Origin of the sequence: Lentzea sp. NPDC102401 (assembly GCF_044765805.1) — a bacterium.
GTDB classification, from domain to species: Bacteria; Actinomycetota; Actinomycetes; order Mycobacteriales; family Pseudonocardiaceae; genus Lentzea; species Lentzea sokolovensis.
This window is the reverse complement of record NZ_JBIWKS010000006.1, coordinates 162,071-178,529: the sequence shown is the minus strand read 5'-3', so window position 1 is coordinate 178,529 and position 16,459 is coordinate 162,071. Positions and strand designations below refer to the sequence as shown.

14 protein-coding genes are annotated in these 16,459 nt (G+C 69.4%); 9 read left to right on the top strand and 5 right to left on the bottom strand.

Translation table 11 applies throughout. The annotated features are described in order from the left end of the window. Positions 1-62 precede the first annotated feature (62 nt). Complete coding sequence (locus ACIRG5_RS22500; protein WP_402907457.1) at positions 63-929, top strand: SDR family NAD(P)-dependent oxidoreductase; 867 nt, start codon at positions 63-65, stop codon at positions 927-929. 9 nt (positions 930-938) lie between these two features. Continuing rightward, positions 939-1,499 (top strand): TetR/AcrR family transcriptional regulator, encoded by a 561-nt coding sequence (locus ACIRG5_RS22495; RefSeq protein WP_402907455.1) that lies wholly within the window; start codon positions 939-941, stop codon positions 1,497-1,499. On the opposite strand, the gene ACIRG5_RS22490 is transcribed toward ACIRG5_RS22495, so the two are convergent. Genes ACIRG5_RS22490 through ACIRG5_RS22480 form a run of 3 tightly spaced genes read right to left on the bottom strand, consistent with a single transcriptional unit; the run spans position 1,488 to position 3,633 of the window. After that, entirely contained in the window at positions 1,488-2,285 is a 798-nt protein-coding gene (locus ACIRG5_RS22490) for an LLM class flavin-dependent oxidoreductase (protein ID WP_402907452.1), read from the bottom strand. The two genes, ACIRG5_RS22495 and ACIRG5_RS22490, sit on opposite strands and share 12 nt — an antisense overlap. A 37-nt stretch (positions 2,286-2,322) precedes the next feature. After that, on the bottom strand, positions 2,323-3,123 hold the full coding sequence (locus tag ACIRG5_RS22485; RefSeq protein ID WP_402907450.1) for an LLM class flavin-dependent oxidoreductase: 801 nt from the start codon (positions 3,121-3,123) through the stop codon (positions 2,323-2,325). Between the two features lie 15 nt (positions 3,124-3,138). Then, positions 3,139-3,633: a DinB family protein gene (locus ACIRG5_RS22480; RefSeq protein WP_402907447.1), complete on the bottom strand. Its 495-nt coding sequence runs from the start codon at positions 3,631-3,633 to the stop codon at positions 3,139-3,141. Positions 3,634-4,343: 710 nt separating this feature from the next. Between ACIRG5_RS22480 and ACIRG5_RS22475 the strand changes: the two genes are divergently transcribed. From ACIRG5_RS22475 to ACIRG5_RS22455, 5 genes are all read left to right on the top strand, one after another. Continuing rightward, positions 4,344-5,321 carry a tyrosine-type recombinase/integrase gene (locus ACIRG5_RS22475; protein WP_402907444.1) on the top strand — a complete coding sequence of 326 codons (978 nt, stop codon included), beginning with the start codon at positions 4,344-4,346 and terminating at the stop codon, positions 5,319-5,321. Between the two features lie 123 nt (positions 5,322-5,444). Further along, positions 5,445-6,272 carry a Ku protein gene (locus tag ACIRG5_RS22470; protein ID WP_330275689.1) on the top strand — a complete coding sequence of 276 codons (828 nt, stop codon included), beginning with the start codon at positions 5,445-5,447 and terminating at the stop codon, positions 6,270-6,272. Then, complete coding sequence (ligD, locus tag ACIRG5_RS22465; protein ID WP_402907441.1) at positions 6,273-7,718, top strand: non-homologous end-joining DNA ligase; 1,446 nt, start codon at positions 6,273-6,275, stop codon at positions 7,716-7,718. Next, positions 7,705-8,580, top strand: coding sequence for a non-homologous end-joining DNA ligase (ligD, locus tag ACIRG5_RS22460; protein ID WP_402907438.1), 876 nt, complete (start codon positions 7,705-7,707; stop codon positions 8,578-8,580). The genes ligD (ACIRG5_RS22465) and ligD (ACIRG5_RS22460) overlap by 14 nt, the downstream gene beginning before the upstream one ends. 33 nt (positions 8,581-8,613) lie before the next feature. Beyond that, positions 8,614-9,651, top strand: a complete 1,038-nt coding sequence (locus ACIRG5_RS22455) for a GrpB family protein (protein ID WP_402907435.1) — start codon at positions 8,614-8,616, stop codon at positions 9,649-9,651. Here the strand turns inward: ACIRG5_RS22455 and ACIRG5_RS22450 are convergent. Then, positions 9,629-10,600 (bottom strand): GlxA family transcriptional regulator, encoded by a 972-nt coding sequence (locus ACIRG5_RS22450; RefSeq protein ID WP_402907432.1) that lies wholly within the window; start codon positions 10,598-10,600, stop codon positions 9,629-9,631. The two genes, ACIRG5_RS22455 and ACIRG5_RS22450, sit on opposite strands and share 23 nt — an antisense overlap. A 53-nt stretch (positions 10,601-10,653) precedes the next feature. Here ACIRG5_RS22450 and ACIRG5_RS22445 point away from each other — a divergent pair, with 53 nt between their 5' ends. Beyond that, entirely contained in the window at positions 10,654-11,043 is a 390-nt protein-coding gene (locus ACIRG5_RS22445) for a cupin domain-containing protein (protein ID WP_402907429.1), read from the top strand. Between the two features lie 27 nt (positions 11,044-11,070). Here the strand turns inward: ACIRG5_RS22445 and ACIRG5_RS22440 are convergent, their stop codons facing one another. Continuing rightward, positions 11,071-13,194 (bottom strand): choice-of-anchor P family protein, encoded by a 2,124-nt coding sequence (locus ACIRG5_RS22440; protein WP_402907426.1) that lies wholly within the window; start codon positions 13,192-13,194, stop codon positions 11,071-11,073. 158 nt (positions 13,195-13,352) lie between these two features. Between ACIRG5_RS22440 and ACIRG5_RS22435 the strand changes: the two genes are divergently transcribed. Then, complete coding sequence (locus ACIRG5_RS22435) at positions 13,353-16,076, top strand: BTAD domain-containing putative transcriptional regulator (RefSeq protein ID WP_402907423.1); 2,724 nt, start codon at positions 13,353-13,355, stop codon at positions 16,074-16,076. Positions 16,077-16,459: the final 383 nt, after the last annotated feature.

Genomic DNA, 16,459 nt, shown 5'->3' with positions numbered 1-16,459 from the left:
CTCATCCGCATGTGTGCTAGCGTTGATCTCAAGCGGATCAGCTATCCGGATTGGGGAGTGTCATGGCGCGCAAGGCAGTGGTCACCGCGGGGACCGGCGGCATCGGGCTGGAGACGGCACTGGGGCTCGCTCAGGCAGGGTTCACCGTCACCGTCGTCGGGCGCAACGCCGAACGTGGGGCGCGAGCCGTCCAGAGGATCAACGCCGGGGGAGCGGAGCCCGCGAGATTCCTGCAGGCCGACCTCGCCTCACTCGACGAGGTGCGCGCGCTCGCCGAGCGGATCGCCGCCGAAGGAGAGTTGGAGGTGCTGGTCAACAACGTCGGCGCCATGTTCGCCGATCGCACCGAGTTCGACGGCGTCGAAGCCTCGTTCGTCGTCAACCACCTCTCGCCCTACCTGCTCACCGAACTCCTGCTCCCGGTGCTGACCGGCCGGGTCGTCAACGTGACGTCCGGTTCCGTGATGGTCGCCAAGAAGGTCTTCGACGAGGTCGAGCCGCCCGGCGGCTACTACGGGTTCCACTGGTACGGACGCGCCAAGCTCGCGAACCTCGCCTACACCCTCGACCTCGCCCAGCGACAGACGAAGGTCGCGGTGCTCGCGGCAGACCCCGGCGGCGCCGACACCACCATGACCGACGGCACCATGCGCACGTCCAAGATCGTGTCGCCTGGGCTGCGCCTGCTGTGGCCGCTGGTCCGCCGCACGTTCGAACGCGCCACCTCCGGGCCCGCGTCCGTGGCGGCACGACCCTCGATCCTGGCGGCGACCGACACGACACTGGCCTCAGGCACCGTCATCGGGCGACGCGCCACACCCGTGTCACCACACCGCATGGCCACAGACCCACGCGTCCAACAAGCCGTGCGCAAGCTCAGCGAGAGGCACGCACCACTCGTCCCCGTTCCGGATGGCGTATCCAATTAAGCTGGAGGCATGACGCCGCAGCGAAAGGACGCCGCCCGCAACTGGGAGCACATCCTCACCGTCGCCAGAGAACTCGTCGACGAAGGCACCCCGCTGCAACTCAACGACGTCGCCCGCCGCGCAGGACTGGGCGTCGGCACGGTCTACCGGCACTTCCCGACCACCGAAGCGCTGCTCGAGACCGTCGCCACGCCCTGCCTCGAAGCACTCGCCGGCCACGGCGAACAAGCCCTCAACCACGACGACCCGTGGAAAGCCTTCGCCGACTTCCTCACCAGGCTCGTCGAAGGCCAGGTCACCGACGCCGCACTCGTCAAGGTCGCCGCCACGCCCCAGGACGTGCTGCCACGCACCACCGAACTCAAAGCACAGATCCTCGCCACCGGCGCCAAACTGCTCGCCCGCGCCCGCGACGCCGGAACCGTCCGCCCCGACGTGCACGACGACGACCTCGTCCCGCTCATGTGCGGCATCTCCTACGCCACCTACGTCCACAGCGCGAGCCCGGCCGACCGGCTCTCCACCGCCCGCCGCTACCTCGCAACCCTGCTCCGCGGCCTACACGCCTGACCGCGGCGGACCGGCCGCCACGAACGCCCGCAGTTCATCCCACTCCTGCGCGCCACAGTCGGTCAGCATCCACGTCACCCCCGCGGCCTCGTACTCCTTCACCTCCTCCGGCAACACGCCGCCACCCCACATCACGACATCACCGTCGTCAGGCCCGCCCGACGCCACGAAGTCCGCCTTCACACGAGCCGCGTCCTCCGGGGAGAGCACCACCAGACCGTCAGGGCCGAACGTCGCCGGCACCACGCCCGCCGCGTGCTCCGCCGCACGGAACGGCGACGACCGCGGCCAGTTCCCGCCGACCCAGATCGGCACCTCCACCGGCGCGAACCGCACCCCCGACACCTCGAACAACGCACCCCGATGCTCGACCTCGGCACCCGACAACAACGCCCGCAGCAACTCGACACCCTCCGACATCGCCCCAGCGCGCGACGCACGCTCGCCGAAGGGGGAGTAGTCCTGCGGCACACCCGCACCCACCCCGAGCACCAACCGCCCACCCGACAACCGCTGCAAGGTCGACGCCTCCAACGCCACCTTCCACGGCCGCCGACGCCCCAGCGACGTCACCAACGGCCCCAGCCGAAGCCTCGACGTCCGCGCCGCCACCGCACCCAACGTCACCCAGACATCAGCGACAACAGGCTCCTCCGGCACCACCACGTGATCCCACAGGAAGAACCCGCCCCACCCCGCCTCCTCCGCCGCCACCGCCAGCGACACCAGCACCGACGGATCACCCAGCGACGAACCGAACGAAGGAACATAGATCGCGTAATCCATGCCCCTCAGTGTGGCGACCACCCCCGACAAGATCGTTCTAACGCGGCGGACCAGCGGAAATGTACGAACGCAACTCCGGAAGCGACGCCTTCCACCCGTCCAGCAACAACCACGTCGCACCAGCGTCCGCGAACTCCGACACCTGCGCCGCCGACGGCCGCGCCCCACCACCCCAGATCGCCAAATCCCCGTCCACGGGCCCACCCGCAGCCACGAACTCCGCCTTCATCGACGCCGCCTGCGCAGGAGACGCCACCGCGAACCCACCCGACCCGTCCTGAATGATCGGAAACAACCCCGACGCCCGCGCCGCAGCCAGGAACGGCACCTTCCGCGGCCAGATCCCCGACGTCCACACCGGCACGTCCACCGGCGCGAACCGCACCCCGGACGCCTCGAACACCGCACCCCGATGCTCCACCGGCTCACCCGAGAGCAACTCCTGCGCCAACTCCACACCCTCGGTCAACCGCGCCGCACGCGACCGCGCGTCCGACACCTCACCGAACGACGTGTAATCCCGAGGCACACCCATCCCGACCCCGAGCACCAACCGCCCACCCGACAACCGCTGCAAGGTCGACGCCTCCACAGCCAGCTTCCACGGACGACGCCGGGGGACAGGCGTGATCATCGGCCCCAACGTGATCCGCGACGTCCGCGCCGCCACCGCACCCAACGTCACCCACGGATCAGCCACCAACGGCTCCGCCACCAGGTGATCCCACATGAAGAACCCGTCCCAGCCAGCCGCCTCGGCCTCAACGGCCAACGAACACAACACCGCCGGATCGCCATAGGTCTCGCCATAACAAGGCACGTAGATCGCAAAACGCATGCGGGGGAGTCTGCCTCAACGCCCCTCACCGATCGCGCCGTCGATCTGCTCCCGCAAAATGTCAGCGTGCCCCGCATGCCGCGCGGTCTCCGTCAGCACATGCACCAACACGTTGAACAACATCACGTCCGGACGCGGCCACCACGGCACATGACCAGGGGAGTCCACCGCAAGCGCGGAGATCGTCGCATCCGAATGCGCACACGCACGCCGATAACGCTCGACGATGTCCTCACGCGACTCCGACTCGTCCGCCCGCATGTCGGACCCCCGCGCCGCCAAGTCGTCCCACCGAGGCATCGCCTCAGGAAACGGCCGCCCGAACACCTCACCGAAGTACCGCGACTCCGTCAACGTCAGATGCTTCACCAAACCCAGCAGATTCGTCCCCGACGCCACCAGCGGCCGCCGCACATCCGCCTCGGCCAACCCGTCGAGCTTCCACACCAACACCTCGCGCAACTCACGCAGATCGTCGTGCAGGTACTTCTTCGCGAACTCATCGATCATGAACGCGCAGCCTGCCAGCCACGCGCGGCCGACTCCACCGAAGGCCAAACATCCGGCAACGGCGTCACGCCGCCGTCAGGTTCCCGTTGACCTCTATCGCCACGGTGACGAAAGGCGGCAACTCCTCGCCTGGAAGGGGCGGCCGGAGGACGGCCCGCCACGGACACCGGCGTGACAGTCGCGGACGCCAGCAGAGCCGACAGCTCCCGGAAACCCGAGCAGCGACCCGCGAGCCCAAGAGGAAGCCGGTGCCGACGACGACAGCGGAGTCCGGCTCCACGAACCACGGCACGCACTCCAGGAACCGATCCCAGTCGGACACGCCGCCGAGCACGGCAGGAGAGCCCCACGACCAGGGCCGAATCCGCGTTATTTGACATAATGTAGATTATCGGCAAAACGGCGACCTGCGAAGATCGTCTCAGAAGGGGCTGAAACGCCCGTGTTGGCGCGTCTGCAAGTCACAGCCAACGGGCAGGCCGGCTGCGCTTGCAGACGCCACAACATCAGATCCACGGCGATGTCGGAGCGCGGTCGACACCGACGTGTCGTCAGTGAGACGTACGTGGCGGGGTGCCATTACGTTCGCGATCCCCGACAAGTGACGCCACCTGGTCCAGCGGCTTCCTCCGCCACGCCGAATCCTGGCGAAACGGACATTTCATGCATAATCGCCATTATCCAGCACAGCGCGCGGAATTGTCGGTGGTGTGCGGTACAAGATCCATATGCACGTGCTCGCCGCCCAGGACGCCTTCTTCCTCGCCCGCCGGACTCGCAAGGACTCGCCGCACACGACGGCGGCCTACCAGCGCGATCTCTCCGGCGTGAACACACTCCTGGCCGAGGCCCTCCTCTCCCCCGTCGAGGAACTCACCATGGGCCAGCTCACCGGGGCGAACCTCCGTCAGGCTTTCGGGTTGTTCGCGGACACCCACGCCAAGAGCTCAGTGCTGCGGGCCTGGTCTACGTGGAACCAGTTCCTGACGTTCTGCGTGGCCGAGGACCTCATCGCCGGCAACCCGATGGGCGCCATCGCCCGTCCCAAGACGCCTCCGCTCGTGCCCAAGCCCCTGCGTGGTGAGGACACCCCCGAGCAGTTGCTCACGGCCGCGGCGGAGGGTGCGCGCAAGGGGCGTGACCCGTGGCCTGAGCGGGACGTGCTGGTCATCGCGCTGGGGCTGGTCGCCGGGCTGCGGAGCGCGGAGATGCGCACGTTGACGTTGGCGAGTGTGGTCGGGCGGGAGGGTGATCAGCGGTTGCACGTGAAGGGCAAGGGCAACCGTGACAGGTCTGTTCCCATCGAGCCTCCCATGGAACGCATCGTGGAGGCGTACCTGAAGAGTTGTAAGCAGCGTTTTCCGCAGGGGCGTTTTGATCGTGAGTCGGCGTTGCTCAGGGACCGGCATGGTGAGCCGATCGGGCGGGGTGGGCTGGAGTATCTGGTGAAGTCGTGTTTTCGGTGGGCGGGGTTGAACGACCGGGTGCCGACGGGGGCGAGTTTGCACGCTTTGAGGCACACGTTCGCGACGCGGTTGGCCGAGGACGGGGCGAACGCGAGCGAGATCATGGCGTTGCTGGGGCATGCGAGTTTGGCGACGAGTCAGAACTACATCGAGGCGACGGCGCGTGAGCGGCGGGCTGCGGTGGCGAGCAACAGGACGTATCGGGCGCTCAAGGACATCTAGCGGTGTTCCAGTGGGGTGCGGGACTCTCGGTTGTGCCGCGTGGGCCGGGGGTCGCTCAGTTGCCGGATCGTTAGGCCAAGTGGGTGATCTGATAGTGCGAAAACCGCATTTCAGGGGTACCCAATGAGAATGAGATCCGTGTGGCGTGGGGCCATCTCCTTCGGGTTGGTGACGATCGCCGTGCGCCTCTACACGGCTGTCGAGGAGCACGACTTCCGTTTCAACCAGGTGCACCGGGAGGACGGCGGGCGCATCAAGTACAAGCGCGTCTGTTCGGTGTGCGGTGAAGAGGTCGAGTACTCGGAGATCACCAAGGGCTATGAGTTGGACGACGGCCGGATGGTGATCATGGAGAACGAGGACTTCGACAAGTTGCCGGTGAAGACCGACAAGTCGATCGACGTGCTGGAGTTCGTGCCGGCGGAGGAGATCGATCCGATCTACTTCCAGAAGACGTACTACCTGGAGCCGGACAAGGCTGCGGCACGTCCGTACGTGCTGCTCAGGGATGCTCTCGTGAAAACCGGTCAGCTGGCGGTCGTGAAGATCACGATCCGGCAGAAGGAGACGCTGGCGACGATCCGGGCGCGTGATGACGTGCTGGTGATGCACACGATGTTGTGGCCGGACGAGATCCGCAAGGCGGAGTTCGACTTCCTGGATCAGGACGTGGAGGTGCGTCCGCAGGAGTTGAAGATGGCGACGTCGCTGGTGGAGTCGATGGCGGGTGACTTCGATCCGGACACGTTCACCGACGACTACCGGGATGCGCTGGAGAAGGTGATCGCGGCGAAGGCGGAGGGTGCGGAGTTGCCCGAGCAGCCGGAGGCCGAGGAGAAGGGCGATGTCATTGATCTGATGACGGCGCTGGAGCGCAGTGTGGAGAAGGCGAAGGCCGGGCGGAAGAGCGAGAAGAAGGCGCCGCCGAAGAAGAAGGCCTCGTCGGCGTAGATGGCCGGGCTCGACGAGTACCGGCGCAAGAGGGATCCGGCGAGGACGCCGGAGCCCGTTCCGAGCGCGGATGAGTTGCCGAGGGGCGACAACGACACGTTCGTGATTCAGGAGCATCACGCGAGCAGCCTGCATTGGGATGTGCGGTTGGAGCGTGATGGTGTTTTGGTGTCGTGGGCGGTGCCGAAGGGTTTGCCGTCCACGACTGATGTGGTGCGTCTGGCTGTGCACACCGAGGACCACCCGTTGGAGTACGCGCAGTTCTCCGGGGAGATTCCGAAGGGTGAGTACGGCGGCGGCGAGATGGTCATCTGGGATCGCGGTCGCTATGAGACGGTGAAGTGGTCGGACCGTGAGGTGGACGTTGTTCTGCACGGTCATCGGGTGCGGGGTCAGTTCGTGTTCTTCCGGTCTGGCAAGGACGAGAAGAACTGGATGATGAAGCGCCGGCACGCTGCGGCGCGTCCGGACTGGATGACGTTGCCGGAGCAGTTGAAGCCGATGCTCGCTGTTCCGGGTCCTCTCCCCCAGGATGATGATGATCTTTGGGCTTTTGAGTTCAAGTGGGATGGCGTCCGGGCGATCCTGAGGGTCGAGGGCGGGCGCGTGCAGGCGTGGTCGCGGCTGGGCAACGACATCACGGTCGCCTATCCGGAGCTGCAGGGTGTGGGTGAGCAGCTGGGGTCGACGGAGGCGTTGCTCGACGGGGAGATCGTCGCGTTGCAGAACGGCAGGCCGAGTTTCAGCGCGTTGCAGAACCGGATGCACGTGACGAAGTCGGAGGCGGCGCGGCGGGCCGCGAGGCAGTATCCGGCCACGTTGCTGCTGTTCGATCTGCTGCACCTGGACGGCAGTTCCACGATGCAGCTTCCGTTCCGGCAGCGGCGTGAGCTGCTCAGGGGCTTGGAGCTGAGGGGCCCGAACTGGCTGACTCCCCCGTCCTACGACGAGGACGGTGGCTCGGTGCTGGCGGCGAGCCGTGAGCAGGGTCTGGAGGGCGTGGTGGCGAAGCGGCTGGATTCGGTCTATCAGCCGGGGATGCGCAGTCCGGTGTGGCGCAAGATCACGGACCTGTTGGCGCAGGAGGTGGTGATCGGCGGCTGGCGGATGGGTGAGGGCAAGCGTTCGGGTGTGGTGGGGGCGCTGTTGCTGGGTATCCCCCGGGACGGCGGGCTGGCGTTCGCGGGTTCGGTGGGGACGGGGTTCAACGATGCCGAGCTGGCGGTGTTGACGCCGCGGTTGAAGGCGTTGGCGCGCAGGGGTTCGCCGTTCGTGACGGAGATGCCGCGGGAACGGGCGAAGGGTGCGTTGTGGGTGGAGCCGGAGCTGGTGGCGGAGGTGGTGTTCCGGCAGTGGACGCCGGACGGGCGGATGCGGTTTCCGGCGTGGCGCGGGTTGCGGCCGGACAAGACGCCGGAGGAGGTGCGTCGGGTTGACGAGCAGTGACGCGACTGTGCGGGTCGAGGGCCGGGTGTTGAAGCTGACGAACCTGGACAAGTTGTTGTATCCGGAGTTCGGGTTCACCAAGGGTGAGGTGATCGATTACTACACCCGGATCGCGCCGGTGCTGCTCCCCCATCTCAAGGATCGTCCGGTGACGTTGAAGCGCTATCCGAACGGGGTGGACGGGAAGTGGTTCTTCGAGAAGAACGCGCCGGAGCACCGTCCGGAGTGGGTGCGGACGATGCGGCTGGAGTCGCCGGGCAGTTCGAAGGGCAACGAGACCGTCAACTACGTGATGGTGGACGAGCTGGCGACGCTGGTGTGGCTGGCGAATCTGGCGGCGCTGGAGTTGCACGTGCCGCAGTGGACGGTGGGGCCGCGTGGGGGCAAGCGGGATCCTGATCTGCTGGTGTTCGATCTGGATCCGGGTGCGCCGGCGACGATCGTGGAGTGTTGCCGGGTCGCGGAGCAGGTGCGGGTGGTGCTGGACGACGACGGCGTGGATTCGTGGGCGAAGACGTCGGGCAACAAGGGCATGCAGGTGTACGCGTACGCGCCGGCGAAGGACACGTCGGAGTATGCGAAGGCGGTGGCGCAGCGGTTGGCGCAGGAGCATCCGAAGCTGATCGTGTCGACGATGGCGAAGGCGCAGCGGCCGGGGAAGGTGTTCATCGACTGGTCGCAGAACAACCCGGCGAAGACGACGATCGTGCCGTACTCGTTGCGGGCTCGGGAGCGGCCGGCGGTGTCGACGCCGATCACGTGGGACGAGGTCGAGGACTGCGAGGTCGTGGAGGACCTGGTGTTCACGGCGGACGAGGTGTTGCGGCGGGTCGAGTCGGCGGGTGATCTGTTCGGGAGTTGATATTCTGGCCGACTGCCTATGTGGGGGTTTGCTGTGAACATCGAGCTTGCCGAGTACGACGTCGCCTGGCCTGGTCTTTATGAGCGGGAACGCGCGCGGGTGCTGGCCGCGTTGCCTGGTGCCGAGTTGGAGCACGTCGGGTCGACGTCGGTGCCGGGGTTGTGTGCCAAGCCGGTGATCGATCTGATGCTGGTGGTGGACGATCCGCTGGACGAGGCGTCGTACGTGCCGGCGTTGGAGGCCGCGGGGTATTGGGTGACGGTGCGGGAGGACGACTGGCACGATCACCGGATCCTCAAGGGCCCGGACACGAACATCAATCTGCACGTGTTCCCGCGTGGGTGTGCTCAGGTGCGGCGGCATCTGCTGTTCCGCGACTGGTTGCGCGACATCGCCGAGGACCGTGAGTTGTACGCGTCGGCGAAGCGGGCGCTGGCGGGGCGGGAGTGGGAGCGGGTGCAGGACTACGCGGCCGCGAAGACCGAGGTGGTGCTGGACATCCTCGAACGCGCTTATCTGGCGCGGCCGGTGGAGCCGGGCGAGGTGGAGTTCGTGACGGAGACGCCGCCGCACAACGCGCCGGTGGTGCTGGAGGACTACGACCCGGCCTGGCCGCAGTGGTTCGCCGCCGAGGAGGCGAAGATCCGGGCGGCGCTGGGCGAGCGGATCGTCAGGCTGGAGCACGTGGGGTCGACGTCGGTGCCGGGGCTGGCGGCGAAGCCGTTGATCGACGTCCTGCTGATCGTGCCGGACTCCGCCGATGAGGACGCCTACGTGCCTGCGTTGGTGGCGGCGGGCTACCACCTGCGGTTGCGGGAACGGGCCTGGCACGAGCACCGGTTGCTCAAGGGCACGGAGCCGAACGTGAACCTGCACGTCTACTCCCCCAGGTGCGAGGAGCTCGATCGGATGCTGGCCTTCCGCGACCGGCTGCGCGCCCACCCGCAGGATCGGCAGGAGTACGAGCGCACGAAGCGGGAGTTGGCGGGCCGGACCTGGAAGCGGGTGCAGGACTACGCCGACGCGAAGGCGCGGGTGGTGGAGCGGATCATTCTGCGGGCGCTGAGCTGAAGCGGCGCCGGTAGTCCGACGGCGTGAGGCCGGTCTCGCGGCGCATCAGGGCGCGCAGGTTGGCCGCGGTGCCCAGGCCGGTGCGGCGGGCGACGACGTCGAAGCGCTGCTCCCCCAGTTCGATCAGCCGGCGCGCGAGGGTGACGCGTTCCCCGGTGAGCCAGGCCAGCGGTGTCGTGCCGAGCTGGGCCTGGAAGCGGCGGTGCAACGTGGCCGGGCTGATGGCGGCGCGGGCGGCCAGCGAGGTCACGGTGAGCGGGGTGTCGAGGTGGTGCTGGGCCCACGCGAGGACGGGGGCGAGTGACTCGTCGGGCAGGTCGGGTACCGGGCGTTCGACGAACTGGCGCTGGCCGCCGTCGCGGTGGGCGGCGAAGACGAGGCGGCGGCTGACGGAGTTGGCGATCTCGGCGCCGTGGTCGCGGCGCACGAGGTGCAGGCCGAGGTCGAGGGCGGCGGCGCTGCCGGCGGAGGTGAGGATGTCGCCGTCGTCGACGAACAGGACGTCGGGTTCAAGGTGCACGGCCGGGAAGCGGGTGCGGAAGTCGTCTGCCCACTGCCAGTGGGCCGTGGCGCGGCGGCCGTCGAGGACTCCTGCTTCGGCGAGGGTGAAGGCGCCGCTGCAGAAGCCGACCAGGCGGGCGCCGCGGGCGTGGGCCCGGCGGATGGCGTCGAGGACCTCCGGCCGTCTGGGTGTCTCGATGTCGGGGCGGTTGGGGACGATGAGGGTGTCGGCGTGCTCGGTGGCGTGCAGGCCGGTGACGCCGGTGAGGGTGAAGAAGCCCTCGCGCATCGCCGTGTGCGGTTGCGGTGCGCAGAGGCGGAAGTCGTAGAGGTGGCCGCCGATCTCGGGGCGGTGCAGGCCGAAGACCTCGGTGGCGCAGCCGAGTTCGAACGGGTTGGAGTTCTCGTCCACGATGACGACGACGCGGTGCGAGGATTCTTGCGGCATGTGCGATTCCTAGCACTCACGCCGTGGTCGGGACAGGGGCGAGGCTCAACGGCATGAACGAACCCATCGCCCTGGACAAGGCTCTGGCCTCCTTCGACGCCCTGTGGAGTCCTCGCATCGTCACCCGCGTCAACGACTACGACGTGCGCGTCACGAAGGTGCGCGGCGAGCACGTCTGGCACGTTCACGACGACACCGACGAGTTCTTCCTCGTCCTGGACGGTGAGCTGCTCATCGGGCTGCGTGAGGCCGGGGGCGAGCGCACGGTCGTGCTGCCCCGGGGTTCGGTGTTCACCGTGCCGCGGGGGACGTTCCACAAGCCGTCGTCTCCCGATGGCGCGCGGATCCTGCTGTTCGAGCCCACCGGAACGCTGACCGTGGGCGACCGGCATGACGAGGTGCCGGCCCACGTCGACGCCACCACGGGGCACGAACTGGGCTGACGCCGCGGGAGCGTCAGCCCAGCGAGGTCAGCCCAGGCGGCAGGCCGACAGGATGATCTCCTGGCCGAGCAGCGTGCGGACTCGGACGGCGTTCTGGATCAGCTGGCCGTTCGGTCCGGTCGCGGTCTCGTTGAGGTGCACGGTCGCGACACCGGGGATGCCGATGGTGGCGGGGCCGGTGCCGATGGGCTGGCCGTTGAGGGTGCCGACCTTCGACGAGCCGGCGACGCCGCTGGCGTCACTCACGCACTTGGCCTCGATGGCGTTGAGCGTGATCGCCCCACCGAGCAGTGAGGCTCCCTCCACCCGTGCCGACGCGACGGTGCGGCCGGTGTTCGCGTCGAGGGTGCAGTCGGCGTGCAGGGCGTTCACCGACGCCAGGCCCAGGACGTTGACCGAGGCGACGGTCTTGTCCTCGTTGGGCGGGCACTGGGCGTGCGGCGTCTTGGCGACGGTGATCAGGCCGGTCGCGTTGAGTGCCCACGCCTCGCCGCGCAGGTAGACGACGACCTTCACGACGGCGGTGGCCGAGGCGCCGTCGTCGTCGGTCACCGTCACCAGGACGTTGTGCGCGCCCAGCGCGGTGAACGTGCGCGAGGCGGTGCAGGTGCCGCTACCGGCTGCTTGGGCGACGGTGCCGTTGACGACCGGGCTGCCGTCGTCGAAGTCCAGGGTGCAGGTGTGCTTGTCGTTGGTGGCGATGTCGGTGAACGGCGCGGAGAAGTTCACGGTGGTGCCACGGGTGACGAGCGTCTTGTCGGCGTTCAGGGTGACCTGCGGGGCGACGTTGGACAGCGTCAGGGTCGTGGACGCGGCGACGGGCGGGTTGAGGCCGTCGTTGCCGGTCAGCGTCAGCTGCCACACGCCGTCATCGGTGCACTTGACCGTCGTGGTCTGGGAGGCGGCGTTGCCGAACGAGCAGGTCGCGCCCGCGTCCACGCCGGACTGCGGGGCCGCGGTCCACGCCGTGGTCAGCGACGGGCCGTCCGGGTCGGTCACCAGGCCCGCGAGGCCGACGTCGGTGCCTTCCTGGCCGGCGTACGGGCCGCCGGGCTTGACCACGGGCGGGGCGTTGACCTTGACGGTGACGCACTCGGTCACGCCACCGGCTCCGCCGCCATCAGTGCCGCGGGCGGTGACGCACAACTCGTGCGTGCCCGCGGTCAGCGCCGGGGTGTCGACCGAGTAGTCGACCGTCGCGGGCCCGTCCTGCGGCAGGCCCGGCGTGATCGAGGTGATCGGGAGGTCGCCGCCGCCGTCGACCTTCAGCGTCAGCTGGGTGAGCTTGGAGGCGATGACGCCGGGCACGACGTCGGGCAGCTGCGAGACGTCCGGGACCTCGGTGCAGGTGCCGCCGGTGGTCTCGGCGATCTTGCGCAACGAGTTCGGGGCGTTCGCCGCGCCGCAGGCGACACCGTTGGACACGGCGAAGGTGAAGATCTTGATGCCGGCGTCGTTGGCCTGCTGCAGCAGGGCGTCGACGGCACCGGAGCCGGCACCGTCGGACAGGAAGATCATCAGCTTGCGCTGCTGCGGCGCGGCGGTGGCCGAGGCGAGGCCCGCGGTCAGGCCCGCGGTGTAGTTGGTGCCGGAGGGGAAGCTGTGCGGGGTGAAGAGCTGCACGTTGCCGATGTGGGCGCTGCCCAGGGCTTCGGAGATGTCGGGGGTGCCGTTGCCGTTGGCGTCGGCGTTGGGCGCGGCGACCTTCTGGTCCCCTGCCGCCGGGCTGACGTCGACGGTCGCGCTGTCCGAGCCGAACACGGCGGCGCCGACACTGCCGACGACGGTGTTGGGGACCGCGGCCTTGGCGTTGAGGGAGCGGGCGGCGGCGATCTCGCAGTCCAGGATCGTCGCGGGGTTGCCGTCGCCGTTCTGGTCGCCGCCGCAGCCCGCGGTCACGGTGCCGCCGGTGGAACCGGACACGTCGAGCACGTAGGTCAGGGCGGTGTCGACGACCGCGGCGCCGGTGCCGATCGACGCCTTGCCGGTCACGGCGACCGGGCCGGGCACGAGGACGGCGTTGTTCGCCGGGCCGGTGATGGTCACGCCGATGCTCGTGCCGCCGGGCAGGTTGCCGGTGGCCGCGTGCGCAGGCAGGGCGAGTGCCACGGTGGCCGCGAGTGCGGCGCCGACCGTGATGCTGGGTCTCATGGTTCTCCGCTCGATTGGTTCGTCCCCGACCGAACGGAAGGAGACCGCACGTGGCGGACCTGATACGGGGTGTCACTGGAATGCATTGATAGTCGACCTATTCGGAGCAAGGCCGGTTCCGGTCTCGTGGATCTTGTGACTCGGGAAGAATCAGCCCGGTGAAGTTCGGGGTGCTCGGTCCGGTGCTGGTCGACGGCGTGGAGGTCGCGGCGCCACGGCAGCGCGCCCTGCTGGCGATGCTCGTGCTCGACGCTGGGCGGATCGTGGGGCACGACCAGCTGATCGGCGGCTTGTACGCCGACCCGCCCGCCGGTGCGGCCAACGCGCTGCAGTCGCAGGTCTCGCGGCTGCGCCGGGCCGTGCCGGGACTGGTGATCGAGCACCACCCGGCCGGCTACCGGCTCGTCGCCGAGCCGTCCGCAGTGGATCACCTGCGGTGCGTCGAACTGCTGGAGGCCGGCCGGGCGGCGGACGCGCTGGCGTTGTGGCGCGGACCGGCGCTGGCCGACGTCGACGCGCCGTTCGTGCCGGCGGCGAGGCAGCGGCTGACCGAGGTGCTCCTGCGCTGCGCGTTGTCCGGCGGGACCAGCGAGCAGCTTCGCGGCCTGGTGGCGGAGCATCCGTTGCGGGAGGACGTGCGGGCGGCGTTGATGCGGTCGCTGCACCGCGACGGCCATCAGACCGAGGCCCTGGACGTGTTCGCGCAGGGCCGGGCACTGCTGGCCGACGAGCTCGGTGTCGATCCCTCCCCCGTGCTCGCGTCCGCGCACCTGGAGGTGCTGCGGGCCCAGGCGCCGCATCGGGGTGTGCCCGCGCAGCTCACCAGCTTCGTCGGCCGCGACGAGGACCTGCGGCGCGTGTCGAAGTGGTTGCGCGACAACCGGCTGGTCACGCTGATCGGCCCCGGCGGGACCGGCAAGACGCGGCTCGCCGTCGAGGTCGCGCATCGCGAACCGGGCGAGGTGGCGTTCGTCGACCTCAGCGCCACCGCCGACGTCGCCCGCGCGTTGCTCGACGGTCTCGGGATCCGCGAGGCCGGGTTGCTGTCGGCCGGGCCGCTCAGCGTCGAGGACCGGCTGCACGCGGCGCTGGCGGCGCGGGACGTCGTGCTGGTCGTGGACAACTGCGAACACGTCGTCGACGACGCCGCCCGCGTGCTCGGCGGAATCCTCACCACCTGCCCCGATGTACGGGTGCTCGCGACCAGCCGGGAACCGCTCGGCATCACCGGCGAGACCCTGAGCCCGGTCACCGCGCTGGACGACGAGGCCGCCACCCGCCTGTTCCTCGACCGGGCCCAGGCGGTGAAGCCGGGATTCCACGCCGACTCGGCCGCCATCGCCGAGGTGTGCCGGCGACTGGACGGCATCGCGCTCGCCATCGAACTCGCCGCCGCCCGCGTCCGGTCCCTGCCTCTGAACGAGATCGCCGCCCGGCTCGACGACCGGTTCCGGTTGCTGTCCAAGGGCAGCCGCACCGCCGCGCCCCGGCACCGCACGCTGCACGCCGTTGTGGAGTGGAGCTGGGACCTGCTCACCGACGCCGAACGCGACCTCGCCGCCCGCTTCACCGTGTTCAGCGGCGGCGCGGGCCTCGACACCGTCACCGCCGTGTGCCGATCCGATATGGACACTCTGACGTCGTTGGTGGACAAGTCACTCGTCGAGGTCGCCGACGACCGCTACCGCATGCTCGACACCATCCGCGCGTTCTGCGCCACCCACGCACCCGACCTCGGACGCGAGCACGCGCGGTGGTTCCTCGACCGCGCCCAGCAGGCCGAACCGCACCTGCGCTCCCACGACCAGATCCAGTGGCTCGCCCGGCTCGCCGCCGACCACGACAACCTCGTCGCCGCCGTCACCTGGGCCACCGCCCACGACCTCGGTCTCGCACTGGAACTCGTCGCCGCGCTCGCCACCTACTACTGGTTCCGCGGCCTGCGCACCGAAGCCGCCCAGCAGGCCGACGCCGTGCTGCACGCGTGCGGCGAAACCCCGCCACACGGCCGTGAGCAGGAGTACGCGCTGTGCCTGCTGATCGCGTGGCCGGTCGCGACCGGTGACCAGAGCGCCCGCATCCGCCAGGCCGACGCACTCATGGACAGGCTCCTCGACCCGCCGCGCTACCCGATCATGACCATGATGTGGGGCATGGCGCTGGGCGCGCCGGAGGACGACTCGCAGGTGTGGCACCGCCGCAACCGGCTGCTCGGCCAGGACCCGTGGAGCGCGGCCCTCGCGCTGGTCGGCGACGGTCTCGTGGCCCGCATGGGCGGTGACCCGGCGGCGGGCGCCGAGCTGCTGCACCGAGCCGCGGCGGCGTTCACGCGGGTCGGTGACCGGTGGGGCGCGGCACTGGCGTTCAGCCAGCTCAGCGAGATCGCCCTCGACCAGGGCGACGCCGCGCACGCCCTGATCCACATCGAACGCGGCCGCGGCCTGCTCGACGAGCTCGGCGCCACCGAGGACACCGCCGAAGCCGTCATCGCCCGCGCCCAGGCCACCCTGATGACCGGCGACCTCGACGGCGCGCGAGCCGACTTCGCCCTGGCCCTGTCACTGTCGCGGCGTGCCGGAGCGCTCGTGGTGCAGGCGGGCGCCCACCTCGGCCTGGCCGAACTCGCCCGCGTCACCGGCGACTACGCGACCGCCTACCTGGAGTGCGACCAGGCGTGGGAACGCTGCCCCGGCGGCTGGTACGGGCCTGATCAGATGCGCTGCCACATCGCCGTGCAACGCGGCCGCGTCGCGAAGGCCGAAGGCGATCGGGACGCGGCCCGCCGGCACTTCGAGGAGGCGCTGCGCCGGGCCGTGGGGCAGCGCAACCTCGTAACCGAGACCGCCGTCCGCGCGGAACTCGCCGCCCTGGCCGTGCCCTGAGCCGCCGCCACCACAACCACGCCGGCAGCCGGCGATGCTCGATGAACGTCCACAGGTCGTCCTCGGCCACCTCGTCCGGATGCCGGCGCAGCACCTCCAGGCATTCCCGCGACACCACCCCGTGGATCCGGGCCACGTGCGCCAGCGCCGCCGCGCCCTGACGGCGCACCTCGATGCGGTTGTGGTCCAGCGCGCGAGCGACACGGCGCAAGGCGACCAGCGGGTCCGGATACGACATCGCCAGGCCGATCACCGCGACACCGACCATGTCCTCGCCGCGGTCGAACGCCGCGTCGACCTCCTCAGGACGGCCGATGCCCATCAGCGCGGTGTAGTCGTGCCAGTTCACGCCCTCACCGCGCATCGCCCGGTCCAGCAGGAAC